Below are 22038 nucleotides of genomic sequence, written 5' to 3'. Positions count from 1 at the left end.
TACTGGGTAGTAACTTAAGTATCCGTCCACGCTGCGCTTAAAACAAGTCAAACCCCGGATGCGGCCTTGTCGGCCCTGTCACACCGTCGTCGCAGGTCAGCGGCTCTCGAGCCACGCAGGGAAGTCCTCGAGCGTGGTCAGCACGCTCTCGGCGCCCGCCTCGCGGAGCTCGTCCGCGGTGCTCGGCCCGGTCGCGACACCGACTCCGACGATGCCGGCGAACGTCGCGGCGTCCATGTCGTGCACGTGGTCGCCGACGTACGTCGTGGCGCCCTGCTCGCGCAGCACGACGCCCTTGGCCTCGCGCCAGGCGCCGCCGAAGACCTCGCCGACGGGCAGGCCGAGGCGGTCGACGTGCAGGCGGGCGTTGGGCGCGTGCTTCGCGGTGAGGAGCATCGTGCGGCCGACCTGGTTGGCCGCCTCGACTGCGTCATGTGCCCCGGGCATCGCGATGACCAGGTCGATGGCGATCTCGGGATAGAGCTCGCGGTAGCGGTCGGCCCAGTGCTTGACCTCGGGCTCGGGCAACCAGTGCTCGAGCTCCCACTCGACCGGCGGGCCGAGCCGCGAGACCACCAGATCCGTGTCGATGTGGGCGCCGGTCTCGACGACGAGCTGGTCGTAGACCGCCTTGATGCCGGGCCGGGAGTCGATCAGGGTCATGTCGAGGTCGAAGCCGGTGATCACGCGATCGAACCTATCGCGGCCAACCTCACGGGGTGTGGCTGGAGATGTTCCACGATCGGCAGCGCGCCAGATCGTGCCGGGAGGCCGATCGCCGGAGGCTGACCTTCCAGTCGCCTCCCGTGCTGCGCAGCGTGTAGAGCGTCACGGACGGTTTCTGTTCGTCGTCAGGGGTCTTGCCGGCAGCCAGGTGGAAGCGTTCGTCGGTGCAGGCGACGAGCTGCGCCCTGCTGTCGCCGACCGAGTGCGCGCTCAGTCGAATCCACAGAGGTCCCGTCCTGCGTGCACCGCGCTCGTAGCCCTTGGTCGCGTTGACGACCTCGGTGAGCTGCTCGCCCGTCGCCAGCGCGTCGTAGCCGGAGGCCAAGGCCGCTGCGTCGTCACCGTCGCGCTGGTCCTCGGGGAGGGAGGTGAGGTAGGTGTCGAACGCGATGTAGCGCTGGAGCGCCGCGACCGGCGGGTCGTTCGCGGTCGCACCGTCGCCGAGCTCCCACGTGATGGGCGAGTCGGCCGGTCCGGTGGTCGGTACGTCCGGCGGTGGCGTCGCGGTGGTCCTCGAAGGTGCGGGCCGTGGTTGTGGGTCGCTGTCGTCGCAGCCCGCGAGCCCCAGCAGCGCGAGGAGGGTAGCCGCCGCAGCAATCGTCCTCGAGCTCATCGAACGCCGTACTTGTCGACGAGCTCGTCGTAGTCGTCGTTCTTCGACGAGTCCGCGTTGTAAGGATCGGCGTCGGACTCCGGGCCGGTGTAGTCGTTGGTGTAGTGCTTTTCCTTGTCCTCCTCCCACCTGTCGGCGGTCGAGCCGTAGAGGTTGGACTTCGCCGACTTCTCGTCGAGCCAGCCGCCGGATCCCGCGACGCGATCGTGGTCGCGGCCGTCGAAACCGCTCTGCCAGCCACTCTCGTACGTACCCTCGTCGAGGTCCAGGTCGAAGTAGGGCTCCTTGAGCGCCTCGGCATCGAGATCGGGCTTGACCACGTAGTGGCCGTTCTTCTGCGTGTAAAGGGACTCGTAGCCCTCGGGAGACAGCGTGCCAGCCTCGAGGGCCGCCTGCACCACGATGCGTCGCTGGATCGTCTGCGAGTCGTTCGCGGCCTGAGCTGCCCATTCGCCGGTCACCTTGGTCTCGTGCGCGTGCGAGTCCTCGGGCGGTGACCCGGCGCTGAAGAGCGCATCGAGGAAGCCGCTCTGGACCTTGCCGGACGACGCGTTGAACATCGAGATCCCGGCTTGCGTGAGGGCGCCGGCACCTTCGGCGGCCTTGGCGCCGGGTATGACCGACACTCCGATGTCGGCGACCATGCGGAGCGCCGCCATCTGGCGCTGCTTGGCGGAGTACTTTTCGTCGGCCGCCTGGTTGTCGCCGGCGTCCTTGCCCGCCGCCACGTCGATCTGGTGCTCCATGTCTGCGCCGACGATGCGTCCCTCGAGGCGGCCGGCGCGGTCGATCGCCTCCTTGACGTCGCCTGCGTCGCCGTTCCTCATTGCGTCGGTGATCTGCTGCTGGGCGTCCCACGTGGCCGCTGCGTGGAAACGCACGGCATCTTCGTCGCCGGTGCCTGACACGAAGCGAAGGAAGTTGCTCTCGACCGACGGGTTCATCTCGAAGCCGTGCTCGCCCGCCGTGTTCTCCTGCGAGCTGTCGTGCGCGTCGCCGAACTGATCGACCCAGTTGATGCCGGCATCGACAACCGCATCGCTGATGCCCTCCGTCATGCGGCCCACGGCGACGGCGTCCTTCTTGTCGATGTCGCCGTCGCCGTCGCTGTCGTAGCGCCCGCCCAGGTAGCCGGCCTGGTTGTCGCCGACGTCCTTGATGAGCGCGAGCGCGGCCCGCGACTGCATCTCGCCGCCACCGCCGTGCGCGGGGTCGCGGTCGGTGCCGGAGTGGATGACGTCGATGACGCCCGTGTCGTCGGTCCAGTTGAGCCCGAGGAGGTCCTTGCGATCGCCGTCGTTGAGCAGCAGGGCGGACGCGCCGTCCTCGTTGCGCGACGCGACGCTGAGGAGGTCGCTTGCCGCGCCGTCGTCGAGCATCGCCTTGATGCCGGGAAGATCCCGGAGCTCCGGGATGGGGTCGTACTCGCCGTCCCAGTCGCCCAGGTCCTCGCGGTTGAGCCCGTTGGCCGAGGCAAGGATCGCGTTGAGGTCCTGCTTGACGTGGATGGCCTGCTCGCCGAGGTGCTGGCTGAACAGATCGCCACCCTCGACGTCCTTTGACGCCGAGCCGAGCAGGTCCGCCCAGCCCTCGACCCCTTCGAGGCCCTTGATCGAGTCGAAGCCCTCGCCGGACCCGTAGCGGTAGCCGTCGTGCGACTCCCCGACGCGCAGGTCGAGCAGGTCGCAGATCGCTTGCGGATAGGGGCGGCCGGACGGGTTGTCCGCCGTGCAGAGCGGCAGTGGGGTGGCGCCCTTCTCCTGTACGTCGGTGTTGGTGATGTTGAGGATCGCATCGGAGATCGGGCGCAGATGGCTGTTGACCATCTGGGTGATGACGTCGCCGGGCGCACCCGCCGCAGTGGAGCTGACGGCCTCGCGGACGACGCCGGCGACCTTCGTGAGGTTGTCGGCCCCAACCGTGTTGGTCCAGTTCGTGATGTAGGACGCCTGTGCGGCGGTCATCAGCTTGTCGGGCTTGCCGTCTCCGTTGTTGTCCGCGATGGAAGCGTTGATCGCCGCGAGGCGCTCGTTGGCCTTGTCGATCTTGGCGAGTGTCTCGCTGCTGGGGTTCTCGTCGTCGAGGGCGTCTTTGAGCAGCGCCGCGTCGACCTTCGCCTGGACGTCGACCAGCTTCACGAGGGCAGCGGGCAGCTGCGATGCCGACATGATGGCGACGATGTCGTCAGACACCTGAGGGTTGTCCGCGAGGTAGTCCTTGACCTCGTCGTCGCTCATGTCGGCGAAGTTGGGGAGCTCGCCGTTGGCGACGGCGTTCTTGTAGTACTCGATCTTGTCGGCGTCGGTCAGCTTCAGGTCGGGGAAGAGGGTGGCGGCCGCCAGGGGGATGAGACCGGCGCGGATCAGCTCGCGGACGTTCTCGTCCGTGGGACCCTGCTTGAACCGGGCGGCGATGTCGTCGGCAGAGTCGTCGATCGTGGCCTGTGCCTGGTGGTAGCGGCCCTTGAGATCGGCCTCGATGCCGGCCGCAATTCCCTTGTAGTCGATCTTCTCGTCGCCAGACCTGATCTCGGGCTGGTGCTGCAGGCCGAAGATCGTGCTGCGGTAGCGGGTGTGGTAGTCGATGTTGATCTGGTTGACGGTGTTGTCGAACTCGTCGACCATCTGCCCGAACGACTTCAGCAGACCGACGGCGTACTGCCCCTTGACGGCGAGGTTGTGAGCGACCTTCTTGGCCTCGGCCGGATTGGCCCTGACGCCGGCCTCGATGTCTCCCTCGATGGCGTTGGCAGCCCTGACCTCGTCGCCCTCGAGCTCACCGGCCAGGGACTGGATCACACCTGCGTTGGTCCCGGGCGCCTCGGCAGCAGCTCGAACGGCATCGCCCGTGACCTGCCAGTATTCGAACGGCCCGTCGGTCCTGGTCACCATGGCTTACCCCCGTCTTGGCATGTGACAGGCAGTCTAGACGCCTTGGAACGACGCGTCGATCGAGGCCGGGTCGCGCCGTCGCATCTGACAGGATGGCCCCGTCACTCGGGGCGGTCACAGGGGGAAATGACATGGTGGCGAGACGCCGGATGATCGGCGCAGGGGTGGTAGGCGTCGTGTTGCTGGTCGCCGCCGGATGGATCTGGGGTCGCCCGTGGTGGCAGACCAGGGCCCTGACGAACGCATTGCAGGACATACCGGGTGTCGCGTCCGTGAAGTCGATGCCCGATGGGACGTTCGACGATCATCCGTACGCCGTGAGGTTCGCGAATGACGTCTCCGCAGATGACTTGAGTCGCGGCGTCGAGAGCGTCCAGCGAGCCCTGGACCGTCACGAGATCGCCGGCGACCGGGCGGGTGTCGAGATGCATGTCGGCGACTTCATGCTGGAGCCGCCTCGCGAAAGATCTCTGTCCCGAGACGTCATGGGTGCGGTCGTGGCGCTGCAAGACGTCGATGGTCTGAAGGGCATCGAGGTGGACGACTACGAGGTCACGATGTCGACAGCCGACAACGAGTCGCTCATCCCTGTGGCGACCCGGGCGCTCAAGGCCTTGACCTCGGCGAAGATCGGCGCGGGGAGCGACGCGGTGCTCCGAATCACCTCTCGTCGGGGCAACGGCCAGCTGCGGTCGACGCTCTCCGGGGCCTCCGGCCAGGTGTCCCTCCTCAAGGGTCTCGACCGCGCGGTGACCATGTCGGGTGCCAAGCTTCGGGCAGTCCGGTCTCCTACCATGAGCGTTGCGACCTTCGCCCGTTCCGGGCGGCCGGCTGAGTGCGATGCGGAGCTCACTGTCGGGCCGGCGGGTCGCCTCCGTGCGGCTGCGCAGGTCGTGGCTCGCGAAGCGCCGCAATGCGGAGTGACGCTGACGGTTGGAGATGGGTCCGACACCGCGTTCGAGCTGCGCCTGCAACCGCGCGGTTCGGGCATCGACCGGGCCCTGGCCCTGCGAAAGCATCTTGAGCGAATCGGCGCGACGGTCACCCAGGTCAACAGTGATCTGGGATTCATCGGCATGTCGGTCCCGGACGCTGAAGGGCTCGCTGCCCTGCGAAAGCTCACGCTCGACCCGTCGCGCTGGACGGCACCTGCCGATGCCGTCATGACCGTCCGTTGGGGCGGCACGAACTGGAACGCACTGGAGTTCAAGCCGGTCACGGTCTTGCAGCGTTTGGGTGGGGCGATGGCCGACATCCGGCGGGCCGGCTTCGTCGCCTCCTCAGCCGATCGAACGAGCCTCAAGAACCAGCTCACTGTCACTGACGACGCGGCGAGCGCGTCAGATGTGACCACCACGGAAGGCCGGCGCGCGATGATCGATGCGATCAAGGGCTCGGACTTTCCCGGTACCGTGCAGTTCCGCATCTCGAGCCGCGCCGGGGGCACGCTGGGGTTCACCGCGACGGCCGCGGGCAAGGCGACGAAGGTGATCTACCCGGCGGACGGCCCGAGCACGTCGTGGCCGCGTGACTTCATCGCCGACTGGAACCAGCCGGCAGAGTGACCACGCTGGTCACTTCGTTGCCAGGTATCCAGGGCCGCCCTGCGTACGTTCGACGTCCGCCTCGGTCGTGGTGCTGAGGCACTCGCGCTCGGCTCTGCGATTGACCTTGACGTCCTTGAGTCCCGGCGAGTTGAACAGCCGGTCGAGTGTGGCCGCGTGACTCTCGGCCGGTTGCTTCTTGAAGTCGACGATCAGCGGTGTGCCCTCGACCTCGGTCTTGTCGGCCCAGTCGGGCAGCGCTGACACGTCGATGTCGCCATCGGCGATCATCTGCCGCAGTCCCTGGATCTCGCAGTATGCCGGCAGAGAGCCAACTGATCTGGCGACCTTGATCGTGGGGGATGCCGTTGGCGACGGGTCCGATTCGCTCCCGTTGCAGGCACCGAGAGTCGCCGTCAGACCAGCGATGACGACAAGCGCCGCAAGGTGTCGCCGAGGGACCCCGATCAAGGACGGCCCCAGCCCTTGGAGGTCAAGAACTCCTTGATGTGGTTGTCGTCCATGCCCGTCAGCGAGTAGTGATCGCTGTAGAACTTGTAGACGTCGCCGATCTGCTCCGAGAAGTCGGTGTAGAAGGTGTCGTCGTGCGGCGGGTTGTCCCTGAAGTACTTGGTCAGCACCGTGTCGGCTGCATCCTGCAGCGCCGCATTGGAGGCATGGCCCGGGTTGTCCTTCAGGACCGACGGCAGGGTCGCGGGATCGAGCTTTCCGGACTCGACGAGAGCATCGATCATCGTCACGGTGTTGTGCGTCGTGACGTGGGAGCCGTCGGGCTGCCAGTCGTAACCGAGGTCGGCATTGGGGGCGGGGAAGTGCTCGGCGGTCGTGAGGTTCGCGAGCAAGGTGTTGCCGATGCCGGTGGCCGGTCCCAGGAAGTCGCCGGCAACAGGGATCTTGCCGGCCAGGGTGGAGACGATGCCGGACGCGATCTTGAGGTTGCGCACACGCTCGGCCTCGGCGTCGTTGGCATTGAGACCGTGCTCCTGAGCCGCGTTGACCAGACCGGCATCCAGGTAGGCCTGGAGGCGCCCGTTGCTGTCGGCCAGCGTGCGCGGGTTGTCGTCCGGGTTGGCCGCCCACTTGAAGATCTGGTCGTGCTGGTACGCGTTGACGTACGTCGCGAGCCGGTTGGCGCCGCGCTCTGCGTCGAATTGCGAGGGATGGTCGTTGCCGAGGACGTTGTCGCTCGCGATGTATGTCATGAGGCGGATGCGGTCGGCCTCGGACAAGGGGCTCTTGTTGGCCTCCGGTGTTCCGGTCTCGGCAGCGAACTCTCCGAGGTGGTCCGACAGGGCGTCGGTGATCTCGCGGGTGATGAGGGTGTTGCGGAAGGCGGCCGAGTCGCCGTCCTCGCCCATCAGGTGCTTGAAGTTGTCGCCGTCGACCGCGGTGATGTCCTGGGTCAGCTTGTCGAAGGCCTGGTCAGCACGGGCGACAGCCGCCGGATCGCCGGAGATGGCGTCGTCGTGGATCCACGAGTACATCTTGGCGGCCTTGGCCTCTTCGCCGTTCTCGAGGTCCCACGGCTCGTCGAGGATCGTGGCGTTGAAGTTGGACGGGTAGTTGTCCGGCACGTCGACCCCGCTGACGAGGTCGGCGGTGGCGTCGCGGTTGCGGCTCACCATGTCGAGGATGTCGGCGGTCAGACCGGTGTCCCACTGGCCCTGCCGGTCGCCACCGGGCTGCTTGTCCCAGAACGTCTCGTACGCGTCCGTGGAGGCGATTGCCGTGGAAGCCATCTGCTTGGCCAAGCCGTCGCCGGGCTCCGCATCTCCGTGCACGAGCAGCTCGGCCAGGGACTTGAAGTGCTCGTTGTCGTCGAACGTCCAGTAGGCGCCGCCGATGCTGCCCTTCATCTCGGACGTGAACATCTCGCGAGCGTCGTGGCGCAGGTCCTCGGGCAGGTCGTCGTAGCTGCCACCGACATCGGTGTTGGACAGGTTGAGGATGCTGTTCGCGTAGTCCTCCTGCAGCATGTCCTTCCACGAGTCGGTGAAACCGCCGACCTTGTCGGTGACGTCGTAGCTGCCAGAAGGGCCGCCGTACGGGGAGTAGGGATAGTCCCTCTGCTGACCGGTCTTCCACTCGTGCTCGTTGGCGTTGATGTAATCGAGGATGTCGTCCTTCTTGGAGTACGTGCCCTCGACGAAGGTCTTGAGATAGGACTGGGCATTGCCCACCGTCGCGTTCGACGCGAGGTCGACGCCATTCTTGGCCGCCCATGGTGCGAGCAGCGCAAGACCCTCATTGATGCCACTGACGTTGTGGAATGCGTTGAGGAAGTCGGCCGGGCTGACGTTGGCGTCGTCGCCGAGCACACCGAGGATCTTGGAGACGTCGCCCTTGGCGTCGTCGCCGTCCACGTGGGGCAGGGCGAGCGCGATGATGTCGGCCTGGAGGCCCTTGCCCGGATCCTTGATCTGGAGCCAGCTTTCGAGCAGCCCCGGGTTCTCGTCGATGAATGCGGTGCGCTGCTCCTCCGTCATGTGGGCGAAGTCGGGCATGAGCCCGGCGTCCATGCGGGAGCGGTAGTACGCGTACTTGTCCTCAGGGGTCAGCGCGAGGCCTGGCCACAGTCCTGCCGACGTCAGCGGGATGAGGCCGGCGCGGATCAGCTCGCGGACGTTCGCGTCTGTCGGCCCCTGCTTGAACTTCGAGGCGATGCCGTCGGCGGCATCGTCGATCGTGGCCTCGGCCTTGGAGTAGCGGCCCTTGAGATCGGCCTGAATCGACGCGGCGATGCCCTTGTAGTCGATCTTCTCCTCGCCGGAGCGGTACTCGGGCATGTGGTGCATGCCGAAGATCGTGCTGTCGTAGCGCTTCTTGTACTCGACATTGATCTCGTTGACCTCGCGGTCGAAGTCGTCGACGAAACCGGCGAACTGGTTGAGCAGGCCGACCGCGTACTGGCCCTTGGCGGCGAGGTTCTGCGCTGCAGTCTTGGCTGCCGTGGTGTTGGCCTTGACCCCGGCCTCGATGTCACCCTCGATCGCCGCGGCGGCGTTCTTCTCGTCGCCCTCGAGCTCGCCGGCGAGTGACTGGATCACGGCGGCGTCGGAGCCGGGCTTCTCGCCGGCAGCACGGATCGCGTCTCCCGTGACCTTCCAGTACTCGAACGGCCCGTCAGTTCTCGTCACCATGTTGTTGCCCCCGGTTCAGCAGTGTGTCTTCGAAAGAACTGACGCCAACGAGACTCGCGTCCCGTTGGCGTCAGTGTCGTACGTGTGCGGTCGTCCGACCGGCCGGAGCCGGTGTCAGACCTGCCGGTTGATGCGGTCGCCGACCTCGGACGTCGTGTTGATCGGCGCCGCGAGGTTGGCCCCGCCCTCTTCGTCGCTGTTGCGAGCGGTCGAGGCCACGTTGGACACGTTGTGTCCTCCGTCGGTGAGCAGGTTGCCCAGCTTGCCCGAGTCGTCGAGCACATGGTCGTTGACGAAGCTCGTCAGAGCCGTGCCCACGATGGGGTGCCCGAGGCTTCCCGACGCGGAGTCGAGACCATCCTTGAGTCCCTTGGCCGCGGCGTTGCCCGACGTCGAGCGACCCGAGACTGTCGTCCCGACCTTGTGCAGCTGACCGACTTCGACGCCTGTGACGTCGCTGGATCCACCCATGGCAGCCTCAGTTGATCGTGTTGAGCGACTTGTTGGCCGCGCTGCGCACGTTGGCGATGAACTCGTCGGTGTTCTCCGAGGTCTTGCCAGCGAGCTTGTTGACGTTGGTGTCGATCTCGTCGCCGTGGTGGCGGCTGACCGAGCGCGTCTGCGCCTGGAGGTCGGAGCCGACGCCGCCTTCCATCTGGTTCTGGAGGTGAGCCTGCTGGCGGTCGGCGCCTTCGTTGGTCTCACGGAAGTTGGCCATGTTGGAGCGGGTGTCGTCGACGTGCTGCTGGACGGACCCACGGTCTACGCGAAGCTGATCACTCATGATGTCTCCTTGAAGTCGAAAGGGGCGTTCAGGCCCGGTTGATCTTGGCGGTCAGGTCGGATGCGGCGTTCTCGACGTTGCGGGACTCGCCGGCCTGGTCGTGCGAGGCCGTGTCTTCGTGCCCGGCGGTGCGGCGCAGGTAGTCGGCGCCACCGGCAGCGTTGTTGGTGTGCATCAGGCCGCCGGCCGAGAGGCTGTTGGCTGCTGCAGTCGAACCGTTGCCGGCCTGGGTCGCGAGCGCGCCCTTGTTCTGGCCCAGCAGGTCAGCCGTGTGGTTGTGCTGCTTCTTGGAGAGACCGTGCGCGTTCTCGCCTTCGGTGGCGAGGTTCTTGTTCTGCTGGAGAGCGCCTTCGTAGCCCTCGGACAGTGATACGCGATCTGAAGTCATCGTGAAATACCCCCTGTAGAGATTCAGTCAGTGCCGTCAGGATATGGCATGAATGCGAATAGCGACATCCTTGCGCATAGTGAACGATTCAACCGCCCACCTGGTCGTCGTCGACCCTCGCGGTCTGGACGAGTGAGGTCGCGCCGTCCCGCGTGACGTACATGGCGCGTCCCTTGGGCAGGCGGCGAGACGGGTGGCCGCCGATCAGCCGGCCCTCGAGCCGGTCGCCGGAGAACATGAATCCGGGTGCGCTGAGGTCGATCAGGCGCTGGATCATCGGCTCGAACACGGCACGTGACATGCCGCCCGTGCGCCGGGCCAACACGAGGTGGAAGCCGAGGTCGCGACCCTGCGGCAGCAGGTCGACGAGCGCCGCGAGCGGATCGCCCTGCGACGTCGAGACGAGGTCGTAGTCGTCGACGATGACGAACACCTCGAGGCCTGACCACCAGGTGCGGTTGCGCAGCTGCTCGGACGTGACGTCCGGACCCGGCACCCGGGCGCGGATCGCGCCGGACACCTCGGCAGCCATCGTCGCTGCCTGCTCCATGCCCGTGGCGTACGTCAGCAGGTAGTCCTCGGGCACGACGTCGAGCAGGGAGCGGCGGTAGTCGACCACGACGATGCCGATCTCGTCCGGCGTGTGGCTGGAGACCAGGTTGTGGATCAGCAGCTTGAGCAGGTTGGACTTGCCGGTCTCGCCGTCGCCGTAGACCTGCAGGTGCGGGTCGGCGCCGAAGATGTCGATCTCGGCCGGGCCGAGGTTGAGCTCGGAGAGACCGACGAGGACGCCCTTGTCGCCCATCTCGATGGGTGGCAGGTCGGCGAGTGTCACGAGGCGCGGGAGGACCTCGACCTTGGTGACGCTGCGGTCGCCCCACTTGGTGAGGACCGCGTCGATGAGCGCCTGCTGGGCCGAGTCCTCGGCCGCGGCGTCGGGCACCTCGAGCACCGGCAGCGCGGTCTGGAACAGCAGCGCGGAGCTGCGCGTGCCGGTGATGCCGCGGCCGTTGGCGTCCTTGGGGATCTGCTCCATGACCTTGCGGTCGAACTCCGAGTCGTACGCATCGTTGATGCGCAGCTCGAGTCGGCCGCCCATCGAGCCGGCCATGCGCATGCGGACCTGCATGTTCTGGGTGACCGTCACGATGACGTGGACGCCGAAGTTGGAGCCGCGCGCGGCGATGTCGGCGATCGCGTAGTCGAGGTCGTCGAACTCGTCGCGGAACGTGCCCCAGCCGTCGACGATCAGGAAGATGTCGCCGGGCTCGTCGTCACCGAGGGTGCCGGCGGCCCGGGCGCGGCGGAAGGCGGCCATCGACTCGAGCCCGTGCTCGCGGAACATCGCCTCGCGGTGGTTGAGGGCAGCGCGTACGTCGTTGACCGTGCGGTTGATGCGCTCGGGGTCGACCCGGGCGGCGACGGACGCGACGTGCGGCACCCGCTGCAGGGCGCTGAGCGAGCCTCCGCCGTAGTCGATGCAGTAGAACGCCACGTCGCCCGGCGCGTACGTCATCGACATCGACAGGATCAGCGAACGGATCAGCGTCGACTTCCCGGTCTGCGGCGAGCCGGAGATGATCAGGTTGGCGCCGCCGCCGGTGAAGTCCCACGACAGCGGGAACTGGCTCTGGTGGCCCGGGTCGTCGACCAGGCCGAGGATCGCGGCGCAGGTCGTGGGGTCGGAGGTGTCGTCGAGCGACAGCAGCTCGCCGAGGGCCAGCTTGCTCGGCAACGGCTCGAGCCAGACGGGCCTGACCTGGGCCGAGCCCGAGGCCGCGATCTGGTCGCACAGCACGTCGAGGACCGTCGCGTTGGATGCCGCCTTGTCGAGGCGCACCTCGCCCGCGAGCTCGTCGGCCGCAGCCTGCTGGGCCGCGAGCCAGGCGCCGAGGCCGTTGACCGCGAGGTAGGGGACGACCGGGACCGACGTCTTGGGCCCGTCGCTGGGCGGGACGTACGGCGACGAGACGAGCGCGGCCTTGAAGCGGTCGAACACCGTCGTGTCGACCTTGAGGTAGCCCGACCCCGGCTCAGGCGGCAGGTGGAACGCGTCAGGTACGCCGATGGCGTCGCGGCTCTCGCCCTCGGAGAACGTACGCAGGCTGATGCGGTAGGACAGGTGCGACTCGAGGCCGCGGATCTTGCCCATCTCGAGCTTCTGGGTCGCCAGCAGCAGGTGCACGCCGATCGATCGGCCGATGCGCCCGATCGCCACGAACAGCTCGGCGAAGTCGGGCTTGGCCGTCAGCAGCTCGGAGAACTCGTCGACGATCACGAGCAGGTGCGGCAGCGGCTCGAGGTCCTCGCCGGCGTCGATGCGGTCCTGGTAGACCGTGACGTTGGGCAGGTTGCCGGCGTCCTTGAGGATCTCCTGCCGGCGCTGCATCTCGCCGTAGAGCGCGTCGCGCATGCGGTCGACGAGGGTCAGGTCGTCCTGGAGGTTGGTGATCATGCCGGCGATGTGCGGGATCTGGTCCATCGCGGCGAACGTCGCACCGCCCTTGAAGTCGACGAGCATCAGCGCGAGCCGGTCCGGTCCGTGACCGATGACCAGCGAGCTGACGAGCGTACGCAGCATCTCGGACTTGCCCGAGCCGGTCGCGCCGACGACCAGGCCGTGCGGGCCCATGCCGCCGTGCGCGGACTCCTTGAGGTCGAGCACGACGGTGTTGCCGGTCGCGCCGACGCCGATCGGCACCCGCAGGAGGTCACGGAGGGCGCGGGCGCGCCACGTGCGTACGAGGTCGAGCTTGGCCGGGTCGGCGACGCCGAGGATGTCGGGCAGGCCGACCGTGTCGCTGAGCCCGTCGTCGCTGGCGTCCTCGATCGTGAGCCGCAGGGCCGAGAGCACGCGAGCGATGGCCGCGGCGACACCGTCCGGGGCGATGTCGAGGGTGAACGGGGCCTCGCGGGAGTCGAGCTTGACCGAGCCGTCGGTGCCGAGCTCGATGCGCTCGCTCACAGTCTCCGGCTCGTGGCGGGCCGAGTCGAGCAGCGACACGACGTGGACGCCGAGAGCTGCGAGCGGGACCTGCGGGTCCGGCGACGTCAGGTGCTGTCCGGGCTGGAGGCCGTCGCCGTCGACGATCACGACGAGGTGGGAGGTCGGTCCGGACGACCCACCACGCGAGCGCTGCGCACGATCGAGCCGGGCCTCGAGCTCCGCGGCCAGGAGCTCGGTCATCGCGGGTACGTCCGAGGTGACGCGCCGCGCCGGGAGGTCGCCGTCGAGCGCGTTGGCCGACTGCAGGTGGGGCAGCCACTTGATCCAGTCCCACGCCGCCGCCGCGTCGTCGGAGCGTACGAGGGCGATCTCCACGTCATGCGGGCTCTGCAGCGCTGCGAGCTGCAGGACCATGTTGGTCGCCAGTGCGCGGCGGTGGGCCGGCTGGCCGATGACACTGGTCTGGCCGATCTCGCGCAGGTTCAGCGTGATCGGCTGGGCCCGCAACGAGGAGTAGCGCTGGGTCAGCTCCTGTGCAGCCTGCAGACATACCGGGTCGAAGTCATTGAGCGGGCCGGTGTCGGCGTCGAGCGTCAGGCCGGAGGCCAGCGGCACCTCGCCGGTGCCCAGCCGGACCGACAGGAAGTCGACGTGCGACGGCCGCCGCTCCCAACGCCGGGTGTCGTCGCGGCAGATGTCGAGGAGCTCGTCGGTGCGCGGGTAGCGCCACGCCTGCTCGGCACGCTGGCTCGCGATCTGGTCGCGAGCGGTGTGCCGTAGTGCCTCAATGTAGTCGAGGTAGCGCTCACGTCCCTCGCGGACCTGGCGCTTGGTGCCGCTGCGCTGGCTGATCATCATCATGACGCCGATGGCGATCGAGCCGATCAGGGCCAGGAGGGCGGCGACCGCCACGATGGGCCGGCCGCGCTGCGTGATGGCGACAGTGACGGAGCCCGTGCCACTCATGATCGGCATCATCATCATGCTGGCGCCGGCCATCGCGGGCGCGGCCTGGCCCTTCATGGGTGGCGCCTCGATCGACAGCGGCGCTGATTGCGTGCTCGGCGGCTCGATGCGGGCCGGACGTTTCACCAGTGCGGTCGTCATGAGTCCCCGGGTTCGATGAGCGGATGTGTGGTGGCGTGGGTCAACGATATGCTCGCAAGCGCCATCTGGAGCCCGCAAGGTGCGGCCACCCGGCATACCGTGACGTCAAGGGGGTTGACCGTTGCTGACTGCATACAGCCGGGTCACGGTCGTCACGGCCGATCGTACGATCGATCTGGCCCTGCCCAACGCCCTGCCGCTGGCCGACGTGCTGCCGCAGGTCATGCGCTACGCCGCGCCCGACAACACCAACGGTTCGCCGACGAGCTGGACGCTCGCGCACCTCGGCGGCGCGTCGCTGTCGTTGGCGCAGACGCTGGGTGACGCCGGGGTGCTCGACGGCGACATCCTCGAGCTTCGGGCGCAGGACGACGACGTACGCCCGGTGGCCGTCGAGGACGTGCGCGACACCGTCGAGGACAGCGTCGACGCGTCCGGAGGAGTGTGGTCGACGCTCACGACCCGCTCCTTCTCCGTCATCCTCGGTGTCGCGGTCCTGACCGCGCTCGGCGTGGTCTCGTGGGTCGCCGGGCAGCTCGCCGACAGCGCCCGCCTCGCGGATGTCATCACGCCCGCGGCGACCCTGATCACGGCCGCGGTCCTGCTGTTCGTCGCCTGGTGGTCCTCGCAGTTCGCGCGCGTCGTCGACGCCCAGGTCGCGGCCGGCGGGGCCATGGTGTGGGCCGCGCTCGCCGGCTGGGTGGCCGGCGACCGGGCCGACGTCGACACCTGGGAGACCGTCGCGTTCACGGTCGTCTCGGTGGCCGTCGTCGCCGGCATCGCTCGGCTGCTCACACCCGCAGCGACTGGCCACCTCGCCGCAGCTGCCGTCATCCTGGTCGCGGGACTCAGCTACGCGATCGTCGGCTGGACCGACGCGCCGATCGACCAGTACCGGCGCATCCTCCCGGTCGCCGTCCTGCTCGTCGTCGGGGTCATCCCGCTGGTGTCGCTGTCGGTCGGTGGCCTGGCCAGCGCGGACTACCGCGTACGCCACGTCGGCCGGCTCGACCTGGTCACGCTGCGGGCTCGCTACCGGGCCAGCAACGCCGTGCTGATCGGCTCGCTCGTCGGCATCTCGCTGGTCGTCACCTGGGGCGGCACCGCGCTCGACCTGGCCGGCAGCTCGTGGGACCGCACGCTCGCCCTCACCCTTGCCGCAGCCGCACTCCTGAGGTCGCGGCTGTTCTCCCGCACCCCGCACATGCTGCCGTTGCGGATCGCGGGCGTCGCCGTCGTGGTGTTCGCCATGGGACGCTTCGCGGTCGAGGAGGAGTCGGCGACGCCATGGCTCGTCGTCGCGATCTCGCTGATCCTGGTCGCCGCGGTCGCCGCGTCGACGCTGCAGATCTCCGACATCACCCGGGCCCGGGTCAAGCGCTGGCTCAACGTGCTCGAGTTCCTCGTCGTGGTCGACCTGTTGGTCGTCCTCTTCGGTGCCCTCGGCGTCTACGACAAGATGGGAGGGGTCTTCTGATGGACGACGACGACCAGGACCAGCCCGACCAGTCCCTTCGCGATCGCCGCCAGGCCCAGTCGGCCGCCGGCGACCTGAGTCGCATGGGCATCGACCCACGCAGCCTCGGTCTCGGCGATCCCGAGCCGCGCACGCCACCGCCTCAGGCCGAGCCCGAAGAGGTCGACGAGTCGCACGGCCGCGTGGTGCCCATCCGGCCGGAGTTCAGCTCGCCGTCCCCCGAGCCTGCGCCGGCACCCGAGCCCGACGACTCCGTACGTTCGCCCTCGCCCGCCGAGCAGCTGCTGTCCCGGGCCAGCAACCCCGAACCGGCTCCGCGGCAGGCCGGCCGCATGCTGCGCACCGTCGCGCGCGGGCTCACCACTCCCGACGCGGCTCTGGCCGTCCAGGGCGAGCGCGACGCCGTCGACGCGATCCGCCACCGGCAGACCGACCGCCGCATCGTGGCCTTCATCGCCGGCAAGGGCGGCGTGGGGTGCACGACGATCGCCGTCGGCGTCGGCACGGCCTTCATGGCGATGCGCGAGGACCACACCGTCGTCGTCGACGTGCAGCAGGGTTCGCCGTCCCTCGGGCGTACGTTCGGCGCTGCCGAGCCCCGCACCGTGGGATCGATGCTGTCGGAGGTCGAGGCCACGACACCACCCGCGGCGGCGACGGGCCTCGGCCTGGTCGACGGCTCCGGCTGGGACCAGGGGCTGACCCGCAGCGATGTCTCGGGTGTGCTCGACCGGCTGCGCGCCGACCACACGTTCAACCTGCTCGACGTCGGCGACGACGCCGGCGAGGCGGGCCACGCGGCACTGGCCAGGGCCGACCAGGCCGTCGTCGTGACGAGCCCGGGCGAGCTCGGCATCGGCGCCCTGCGATCGGCGCTCGACCGCATCAAGATCGTCAATCCCCAGGCCACCGCCTCCGCGGTGCATGTCGTGGTGTGCCCGCACGAGCAGGCGTACCGCGAGGCCCAGCGCGAGTTCGCGGGCGCCCTCGGGGTCTCCGTCGTCGTGGTGCCGCCGGATCCCTACCTGCAGTCCGGCCATGCGTACGAGCCGGCGCACGTGGCACCGGCGACACGAGAGGCGCTCCTGCGGGTGGCCGGCCTGGTGGCGGGCCGAAGGCCCAGGCATGACTGAGCAGGACGGGCACCGCCCGCCGCCAGTGGGACCGCGCACGGCGATGCAGAACACCCCCAACGCCGAGCGCTACGTCCTCGAGGCCGACGCGATGCGCCGCCGCCAGCTGCGGTCCGCGCTGCTGCACGGCAGTCGGCGTACGTGGCGCGAGCACCGACGCATCTGGCCGGCGCTGGTCGTCGGGTTGATCGTGGTCGCCGTCATCGTGGCCGCGCTCGCCGTCACCGAGGCATTCCGCAAGACCGAGGAGAACGAGAAGAAGGAACAGCAGAAGCAGCAGCGGCCGACCTCGTCGGCCCCTGCAACGCCGGGCCCGACGGCCACTCGCTGAGGCCTGCGGCCACTGTCGAGCAGCAATCGTGAGTCCGTGTACCGTTTGATCCGAGATCCAGGTCGGGGGACGGATCAGCTCCCCTCCCGGATGACCTACGTCGTTTCCCCGAGAGGTGCACCACATGGCCACATCGAGCGCGAACCAGGCCACCGCCTCGCGACTCCCGTCGACCCGGGAGTCCCGTCCGGCCCTGATCGGACTCGCCGTCCTGCTGATCTTCGGCGGCGCCCTCGCCTCGGCCTGGCTGGCGATCCAGTCCGGCAACCGATCGTACTTCGTGCAGATCGACCAGGAGGTGGCGCAGGGCGCCACGATCTCCAAGGACGACCTGAGCCGGGTCAGCCTGCCCGAAGGATTCAAGGGCGGCATCCCGTCCTCTGACTCCGACAGCGTCGTGGGCAAGTCCGCGGGTGCCCGGCTGCTGCCCGGCACCGTGCTGATGAAGTCGATGGTGTCCGACAAGTCGGGCCTGGCCGAGAACCAGACGCGGCTCACCGTGGCGGTCGACGCGTCCCCGTTCGTCAGCGGCCTGCAGTCCGGCGACCAGCTCGCGCTCGCCGTCGGCTCGTCCGACGGTGGCGACCCGCAGACGGTCCACGCGGAGCTCATCTCGGTCGGTGACCAGAAGGGCGGCGCGATCGCCGGGTCGGGCGGTGACGAGATCCCGATCGTCGTGTCGATCGACCTGTCCTGCCTGTCGGTCGTGTCGCAGGGCATCAAGGACAAGGACGTCACGCCTGCGCTCATCGGGGGCGTCGACAGTGACCTCGTCCAGCAGACCTGCGGGGGTTGAGCCGTGGGCATGATTGCCGTTGCCTCGGCGAAGGGCTCGCCCGGCGTCACGACCGCTGCGCTGCTGTTCGCGGCCTTGTGGCCGCGGCCCAGCGTCATGGTCGAGTGCGACCCGTCCGGCGGTGACGTGGCCCTGCGCATGCCGGGCATCGACGGTGAGCCGCTCGACCCCAACCCCGGCCTGCTCAACCTCGTCGCAGCCGGACGCAAGTCGCTCTATCCCGAGCTCGTCTCGCAGCACGCCGAGAAGATCGTGGGCGGCCTCGACGTCATCAGCGGCATGACGGCGCCCGAGCAGGCTGCGGGCCTGGGCCAGTGGGGCCAGCTCGGCCTGCTGTTCGCCCACCTGCCCGGCACCGACTCGGTCGTCGACCTGGGCCGCATCGGTGCGGAGACGCCGCAGAACGCGTTGCTGGCGTCGGCGTCGGCCGTCGTGATGATGGTCGACACCGTGCCGAGCAACGTCGTGCACCTGCGCGAGCGCCTCCGCAAGGTCAGCGACAGCCTCGGCGGGGTCGGCGGCGCGCCGCTCTACGTCGTCGTGGTGGCGCCGCCCAAGCGGTCGCGGACCGTGAGCGAGATCCGTGACGCGATCGAGCGTTCGGCGACCCCGGTCGCCGGCGTGCTCCATCTGGCGGCCGACGACGTCGGCGCCGGGTTCTTCCTCGGGCAGGTCGTGGGCAACCCGGCCCGCACCCAGCTCGTACGCTCGGCGCAGCCGATCGTCGACGAGCTCGCCGCCCGCACCACCGGGGCGTTCCGTCCCGTCGAGCAGTCCAGCCCGGAGGTCGCATCATGATCGACCACGACCTCGTACGTACGCTCCGCACGCAGGTCGCCGACCGGCTCAACGAGCAGCGGCGCCGCGACCAGATCAGCGGCGTCACGCCGATGAACGTCGACGACGAGCGCGAGTACGCCCGCTCGCTGATCGTGCAGGTCCTCGAGGACCACGCCCGCTACGAGGTCGCCGAGGGTCGCTCGCCGATCCCCGCCGACGTCGAGGGTCAGGTCGCCACGGCGATCCACTCGGCGCTGTTCGGCGTCGGCCGGCTCGAGCCGCTGCTGTCCGACCCCGAGGTCGAGAACATCGACATCAACGGCTGCGACGCCGTGTTCGTGCAGTACGGCGACGGCCGCGAGGAGCGGCACCCGCCGGTGGCCGAGACCGATGACGAGCTGATCGAGCTCATCCAGGTGCTTGCCGCCCACACGGGCCTGTCGAGCCGTCCGTTCGACTCGGCCAACCCGCAGCTCGACCTGCGCCTGCCTGACGGCTCGCGCCTGTCCGCGGTCATGAACGTGTGTGCGCGGCCGTCGGTCTCGGTGCGCAAGGCGCGTCTCGGCCGGGTCTTCCTGCACGAGCTCGTCGCCAACGGCACGATGTCGCCGGAGATCGGATCGTTCCTGACCGCGGCCGTCAAGGCGCGCAAGAACATCATGATCGCCGGCGCCACCAACGCCGGAAAGACCACGATGCTCCGCGCCCTGGCCAACGTCATCTCGCCGACCGAGCGCCTCATCACGGTCGAGCGCGCCCTCGAGGTCGGGCTCGGCGAGTACGAGGACCTGCACCCCAACGTCGTGTCGTTCGAGGAGCGGCTCGGCAACTCCGAGGGCCTCGGCCATGTCTCGATGGCCGAGCTCGTCCGCCGGTCGCTGCGCATGAACCCGTCGCGGGTCATCGTCGGTGAGGTCCTGGGTGACGAGATCGTCACGATGCTCAACGCCATGAGCCAGGGCAACGACGGCTCGCTCTCGACGATCCACGCCAACTCCTCGCTCGAGGTGTTCAACCGCATCGGCACCTACGCCATCCAGAGCCGCGAGCGCCTGCCGCTCGAGGCGACGACGATGCTGATCGCCGGCGCGCTCGACTTCGTCGTGTTCGTCCGCAAGCACAACGACCATGCGACCGGCGGCGGCCAGATCCGTGTCGTCGAGAGCATCCGCGAGGTCGTGGGACACGACGGCCAGGTGCTGTCCAACGAGGTGTTCGCGCCCGACGGCGACGGCCGGGCCGTGCCGCACTCCCCGATCGGCTGCATCGCCGATCTCCAGGAGCACGGCTACCAGCCGCAGGTCCACGGGCGGTGGGCCTAGCCATGCTCGAGGACTACCGCATCCCGCTCGCGGTCACGACCGGAGCGTTGCTCGGGCTTGGCTGCGTGCTGCTGATCCACGCTCTGCGGGGCGGCGAGTCCACCACGATCGAGGGCGCCACGCCCCAGAAGCGCAAGCTGTCCTCCCGTACGACCCGCCGCCGCGGCCAGCAGCTCCTGGCCGGCGCGCTGACGGGTGTCGTGGTCCTCGCCGTCACGCGGTGGGTCGTGCTCGCCGTCGTCCTGGGTGCGCTCGTCGCGTTCTGGGACCGGGTGTTCGGCGGGGCCCGGCACGAGCGGGCGGCGATCGCGCGCATCGAAGGGCTCGCCGGCTGGATCGAGGCCCTGCGTGACACGATCGCCGGCGCGGTCGGCCTCGAGCAGGCGATCCCGGCGACCGCGGTCAACGCGGCACCGTCGATCCGCCCCTCGCTCAACCTCCTCGTCGACCGGCTGCGCGTACGTGAGCCGTTGCCCGACGCGCTCATGAAGTTCTCCGAGGACCTCGACGACCCGTCGGCCGACCTGGTCGTCGCCGCACTGATCCTCAACGCCCGCCTCCGCGGACCCGGCCTGCGTGACGTCCTGACGGCGCTCGCCACGTCGGCCCGCGACGAGCTCGACGTACGCCGCCGGGTCGAGTCCAGCCGGCGCAGCACCCGTCGCAGCGTGCAGGTCGTCGTCGGCGTCATCGCCGGTGTCGCGACGCTGCTCGTGCTGTTCAACCGCGAGTACGTCAAGCCCTACGGCACGGTCGAGGGGCAGATGGTGCTGGCCTCGGTGCTCGCGGTCTTCGGTCTCAGCGTGTTCTGGCTCCGCAGCCTGTCCGGCGTCAGCGAGCCCGAGCGCTTCCTCATCACCCCCACGACGAAGGTGCCGGAAGCATGATCCTCGAGCTGCTCGCAGGGGCCAGCGTCGGCGCCGGCATCCTCCTCATCGTCCTGGTCCTCAGCCGTCCGGTGCCGGGCGTCGCGGCGACCCTCAGCCGCCTCGACCGCACGCGTCACCCCCGCCGGTCGCTCACGGCGAGCGCTGCCGGCACGGGCGCCGACGGCCGGCTCGAACGCCTTCGCGAGACCGTGGGCGAGCGCATCGAGGCCGAGGTCTCGGCTCGTGGCTGGCAGCTCATGCGTACGCGCGAGGACCTGGCCGTCATGAACCGGCCGATGACGACCCACCTCGGCTCCAAGGCCTTGCTGGGACTGGCGGCGTTCATCTGGTTCCCGGCCGTGATCTACCTGTTCGGCTTCGGCGGCAACGGTGGGCTGCCGATCGTCTTCGCCCTCATCGCCGGCGTCTTCGGGTTCTTCCTGCCCGACCTGGCCCTCCACCGCGAGGCCGAGTCCCGCCGCCGCGACTTCCGGCACGTGACCGGTGCGTTCCTCGACCTCGTCGCGATGAACCTCGCCGGTGGTCGTGGCCTGCCCGAGGCGCTCATGGCGGCATCGTCGTTCGGCGACCACTGGGCCATGGTGCGGATGCGGCAGGCCCTGTCGAACGCCCGCATCATGGGCTGGACACCGTGGGAGGGCATCGCGAGGCTCGGCCGCGACCTCGGTGTCGACGAGCTGCGCGACCTCGCCTCGGCTCTTGCGCTGGCCGGCGACGAGGGCGCGAGGATCCGTCTGTCGCTCATGGCGCGCGCCGAGAGCATGCGTCGCAAGGAGATGGTCGATATCGAGGGAGCGGCCGGCGAGAGCTCCCAGTCGATGTTGATGGCACAGCTGCTCATGTGCGTCGCGTTCTTGGTATTCTTGGCCTATCCAGCCGTCAGCCAGCTCAGGTAGGCGACGGTTTCCATGCGTCGGGGGAAGATCTCGTGTCAGCTGAACTGTTCTACGCCAGGGCGATCATCGCGTACGTCCACGCCCGTGCAGATCGGGCGCGACGTGAAGGCTTCAACGAGCGCGGCGCCTCGGCCATCGAATGGGCCATCATCTCGGCCGTCGTCGTGGTCCTGGCCCTCGTGGTCGCGCGCGTCATCCAGGGAGTCGTCGAGGACAACTCCAACAAGATCGAGCAGGGTTCCAACACCTGAG

General features: G+C 68.8%; 19 protein-coding genes. 10 read left to right on the top strand and 9 right to left on the bottom strand.

Annotated features, from left to right (window positions below):
* Positions 1-96: 96 nt before the first annotated feature.
* Genes BOSE46_RS19470 through BOSE46_RS19460 form a run of 3 tightly spaced genes read right to left on the bottom strand, consistent with a single transcriptional unit; the run spans position 97 to position 4230 of the window.
* The gene (locus tag BOSE46_RS19470; protein WP_236551808.1) at positions 97-687 is read right to left on the bottom strand and encodes an HAD family hydrolase; all 591 of its coding nucleotides are present in this window, start codon (positions 685-687) and stop codon (positions 97-99) included.
* A gap of 25 nt (positions 688-712) precedes the next feature.
* Complete coding sequence (locus BOSE46_RS19465; RefSeq protein ID WP_159541875.1) at positions 713-1339, bottom strand: hypothetical protein; 627 nt, start codon at positions 1337-1339, stop codon at positions 713-715.
* Positions 1336-4230, bottom strand: a complete 2895-nt coding sequence (locus BOSE46_RS19460) for a hypothetical protein (RefSeq protein WP_159541873.1) — start codon at positions 4228-4230, stop codon at positions 1336-1338. Before BOSE46_RS19460 ends, BOSE46_RS19465 begins: the two co-directional genes overlap by 4 nt.
* A gap of 131 nt (positions 4231-4361) precedes the next feature.
* Between BOSE46_RS19460 and BOSE46_RS19455 the strand changes: the two genes are divergently transcribed.
* Positions 4362-5795 carry a hypothetical protein gene (locus tag BOSE46_RS19455; RefSeq protein ID WP_159541871.1) on the top strand — a complete coding sequence of 478 codons (1434 nt, stop codon included), beginning with the start codon at positions 4362-4364 and terminating at the stop codon, positions 5793-5795.
* Positions 5796-5804: 9 nt separating this feature from the next.
* Here BOSE46_RS19455 and BOSE46_RS19450 read toward each other — a convergent pair whose 3' ends face one another.
* From BOSE46_RS19450 to eccCa, 6 genes are all read right to left on the bottom strand, one after another.
* On the bottom strand, positions 5805-6065 hold the full coding sequence (locus BOSE46_RS19450; RefSeq protein ID WP_159541869.1) for a hypothetical protein: 261 nt from the start codon (positions 6063-6065) through the stop codon (positions 5805-5807).
* A gap of 176 nt (positions 6066-6241) precedes the next feature.
* A complete protein-coding gene (locus BOSE46_RS19445) occupies positions 6242-8935 on the bottom strand; it encodes a hypothetical protein (RefSeq protein WP_159541867.1) in 2694 nt (897 codons plus the stop codon).
* A gap of 114 nt (positions 8936-9049) precedes the next feature.
* A complete protein-coding gene (locus BOSE46_RS19440) occupies positions 9050-9406 on the bottom strand; it encodes a hypothetical protein (protein WP_159541865.1) in 357 nt (118 codons plus the stop codon).
* A gap of 7 nt (positions 9407-9413) precedes the next feature.
* The gene (locus BOSE46_RS19435; RefSeq protein ID WP_056210777.1) at positions 9414-9719 is read right to left on the bottom strand and encodes a hypothetical protein; all 306 of its coding nucleotides are present in this window, start codon (positions 9717-9719) and stop codon (positions 9414-9416) included.
* A gap of 28 nt (positions 9720-9747) precedes the next feature.
* On the bottom strand, positions 9748-10107 hold the full coding sequence (locus BOSE46_RS19430) for a hypothetical protein (protein WP_159541863.1): 360 nt from the start codon (positions 10105-10107) through the stop codon (positions 9748-9750).
* An 88-nt stretch (positions 10108-10195) separates the two neighbouring features.
* On the bottom strand, positions 10196-14161 hold the full coding sequence (gene eccCa, locus BOSE46_RS19425; RefSeq protein ID WP_159541861.1) for a type VII secretion protein EccCa: 3966 nt from the start codon (positions 14159-14161) through the stop codon (positions 10196-10198).
* 121 nt (positions 14162-14282) lie between these two features.
* Here eccCa and eccD point away from each other — a divergent pair, with 121 nt between their 5' ends.
* The 9 genes from eccD to BOSE46_RS19380 all read left to right on the top strand — a co-directional run bounded on the left by eccD (position 14283) and on the right by BOSE46_RS19380 (position 22037).
* Positions 14283-15638 carry a type VII secretion integral membrane protein EccD gene (gene eccD, locus BOSE46_RS19420; protein ID WP_159541859.1) on the top strand — a complete coding sequence of 452 codons (1356 nt, stop codon included), beginning with the start codon at positions 14283-14285 and terminating at the stop codon, positions 15636-15638.
* Positions 15638-16771: a hypothetical protein gene (locus BOSE46_RS19415; RefSeq protein ID WP_159541857.1), complete on the top strand. Its 1134-nt coding sequence runs from the start codon at positions 15638-15640 to the stop codon at positions 16769-16771. Before eccD ends, BOSE46_RS19415 begins: the two co-directional genes overlap by 1 nt.
* Positions 16764-17102: a hypothetical protein gene (locus BOSE46_RS19410; RefSeq protein WP_201299684.1), complete on the top strand. Its 339-nt coding sequence runs from the start codon at positions 16764-16766 to the stop codon at positions 17100-17102. Before BOSE46_RS19415 ends, BOSE46_RS19410 begins: the two co-directional genes overlap by 8 nt.
* Before the next feature lie 124 nt (positions 17103-17226).
* Positions 17227-17898 (top strand): SAF domain-containing protein, encoded by a 672-nt coding sequence (locus BOSE46_RS19405; protein ID WP_159541855.1) that lies wholly within the window; start codon positions 17227-17229, stop codon positions 17896-17898.
* 9 nt (positions 17899-17907) lie between these two features.
* Positions 17908-18696: a hypothetical protein gene (locus BOSE46_RS19400; RefSeq protein ID WP_159541853.1), complete on the top strand. Its 789-nt coding sequence runs from the start codon at positions 17908-17910 to the stop codon at positions 18694-18696.
* Positions 18693-20000, top strand: coding sequence for a CpaF family protein (locus tag BOSE46_RS19395; protein ID WP_236551807.1), 1308 nt, complete (start codon positions 18693-18695; stop codon positions 19998-20000). The genes BOSE46_RS19400 and BOSE46_RS19395 overlap by 4 nt, the downstream gene beginning before the upstream one ends.
* 2 nt (positions 20001-20002) lie before the next feature.
* The gene (locus BOSE46_RS19390; protein WP_159541851.1) at positions 20003-20887 is read left to right on the top strand and encodes a type II secretion system F family protein; all 885 of its coding nucleotides are present in this window, start codon (positions 20003-20005) and stop codon (positions 20885-20887) included.
* Positions 20884-21786: a type II secretion system F family protein gene (locus BOSE46_RS19385; protein ID WP_159541849.1), complete on the top strand. Its 903-nt coding sequence runs from the start codon at positions 20884-20886 to the stop codon at positions 21784-21786. Before BOSE46_RS19390 ends, BOSE46_RS19385 begins: the two co-directional genes overlap by 4 nt.
* Before the next feature lie 32 nt (positions 21787-21818).
* Complete coding sequence (locus BOSE46_RS19380) at positions 21819-22037, top strand: hypothetical protein (protein WP_159541847.1); 219 nt, start codon at positions 21819-21821, stop codon at positions 22035-22037.
* Position 22038: the final 1 nt, after the last annotated feature.

It is taken from the genome of Aeromicrobium sp. 9AM (assembly GCF_902506105.1).
GTDB lineage: Bacteria > Actinomycetota > Actinomycetes > Propionibacteriales > Nocardioidaceae > Aeromicrobium.
This window is presented reverse-complemented; position numbering and strand designations above follow the sequence as displayed.

Bases quoted from the DNA above. Each gene is read 5' to 3' on its own strand.
- BOSE46_RS19445 (WP_159541867.1), bottom strand. From the start codon at position 8,935: ATGGTGACGAGAACTGACGGGCCGTTCGAGTACTGGAAGGTCACGGGA.
- BOSE46_RS19395 (WP_236551807.1), top strand. From the start codon at position 18,693: ATGATCGACCACGACCTCGTACGTACGCTCCGCACGCAGGTCGCCGAC.
- BOSE46_RS19415 (WP_159541857.1), top strand. From the start codon at position 15,638: ATGGACGACGACGACCAGGACCAGCCCGACCAGTCCCTTCGCGATCGC.
- BOSE46_RS19400 (WP_159541853.1), top strand. From the start codon at position 17,908: ATGATTGCCGTTGCCTCGGCGAAGGGCTCGCCCGGCGTCACGACCGCT.
- BOSE46_RS19430 (WP_159541863.1), bottom strand. From the start codon at position 10,107: ATGACTTCAGATCGCGTATCACTGTCCGAGGGCTACGAAGGCGCTCTC.
- eccCa (WP_159541861.1), bottom strand. From the start codon at position 14,161: ATGACGACCGCACTGGTGAAACGTCCGGCCCGCATCGAGCCGCCGAGC.
- BOSE46_RS19460 (WP_159541873.1), bottom strand. From the start codon at position 4,230: ATGGTGACCAGGACCGACGGGCCGTTCGAATACTGGCAGGTCACGGGC.
- BOSE46_RS19450 (WP_159541869.1), bottom strand. From the start codon at position 6,065: ATGATCGCCGATGGCGACATCGACGTGTCAGCGCTGCCCGACTGGGCC.
- BOSE46_RS19435 (WP_056210777.1), bottom strand. From the start codon at position 9,719: ATGAGTGATCAGCTTCGCGTAGACCGTGGGTCCGTCCAGCAGCACGTC.
- BOSE46_RS19390 (WP_159541851.1), top strand. From the start codon at position 20,003: ATGCTCGAGGACTACCGCATCCCGCTCGCGGTCACGACCGGAGCGTTG.
- BOSE46_RS19455 (WP_159541871.1), top strand. From the start codon at position 4,362: ATGGTGGCGAGACGCCGGATGATCGGCGCAGGGGTGGTAGGCGTCGTG.
- BOSE46_RS19440 (WP_159541865.1), bottom strand. From the start codon at position 9,406: ATGGGTGGATCCAGCGACGTCACAGGCGTCGAAGTCGGTCAGCTGCAC.
- BOSE46_RS19385 (WP_159541849.1), top strand. From the start codon at position 20,884: ATGATCCTCGAGCTGCTCGCAGGGGCCAGCGTCGGCGCCGGCATCCTC.
- BOSE46_RS19465 (WP_159541875.1), bottom strand. From the start codon at position 1,339: ATGAGCTCGAGGACGATTGCTGCGGCGGCTACCCTCCTCGCGCTGCTG.
- BOSE46_RS19410 (WP_201299684.1), top strand. From the start codon at position 16,764: ATGACTGAGCAGGACGGGCACCGCCCGCCGCCAGTGGGACCGCGCACG.
- BOSE46_RS19405 (WP_159541855.1), top strand. From the start codon at position 17,227: ATGGCCACATCGAGCGCGAACCAGGCCACCGCCTCGCGACTCCCGTCG.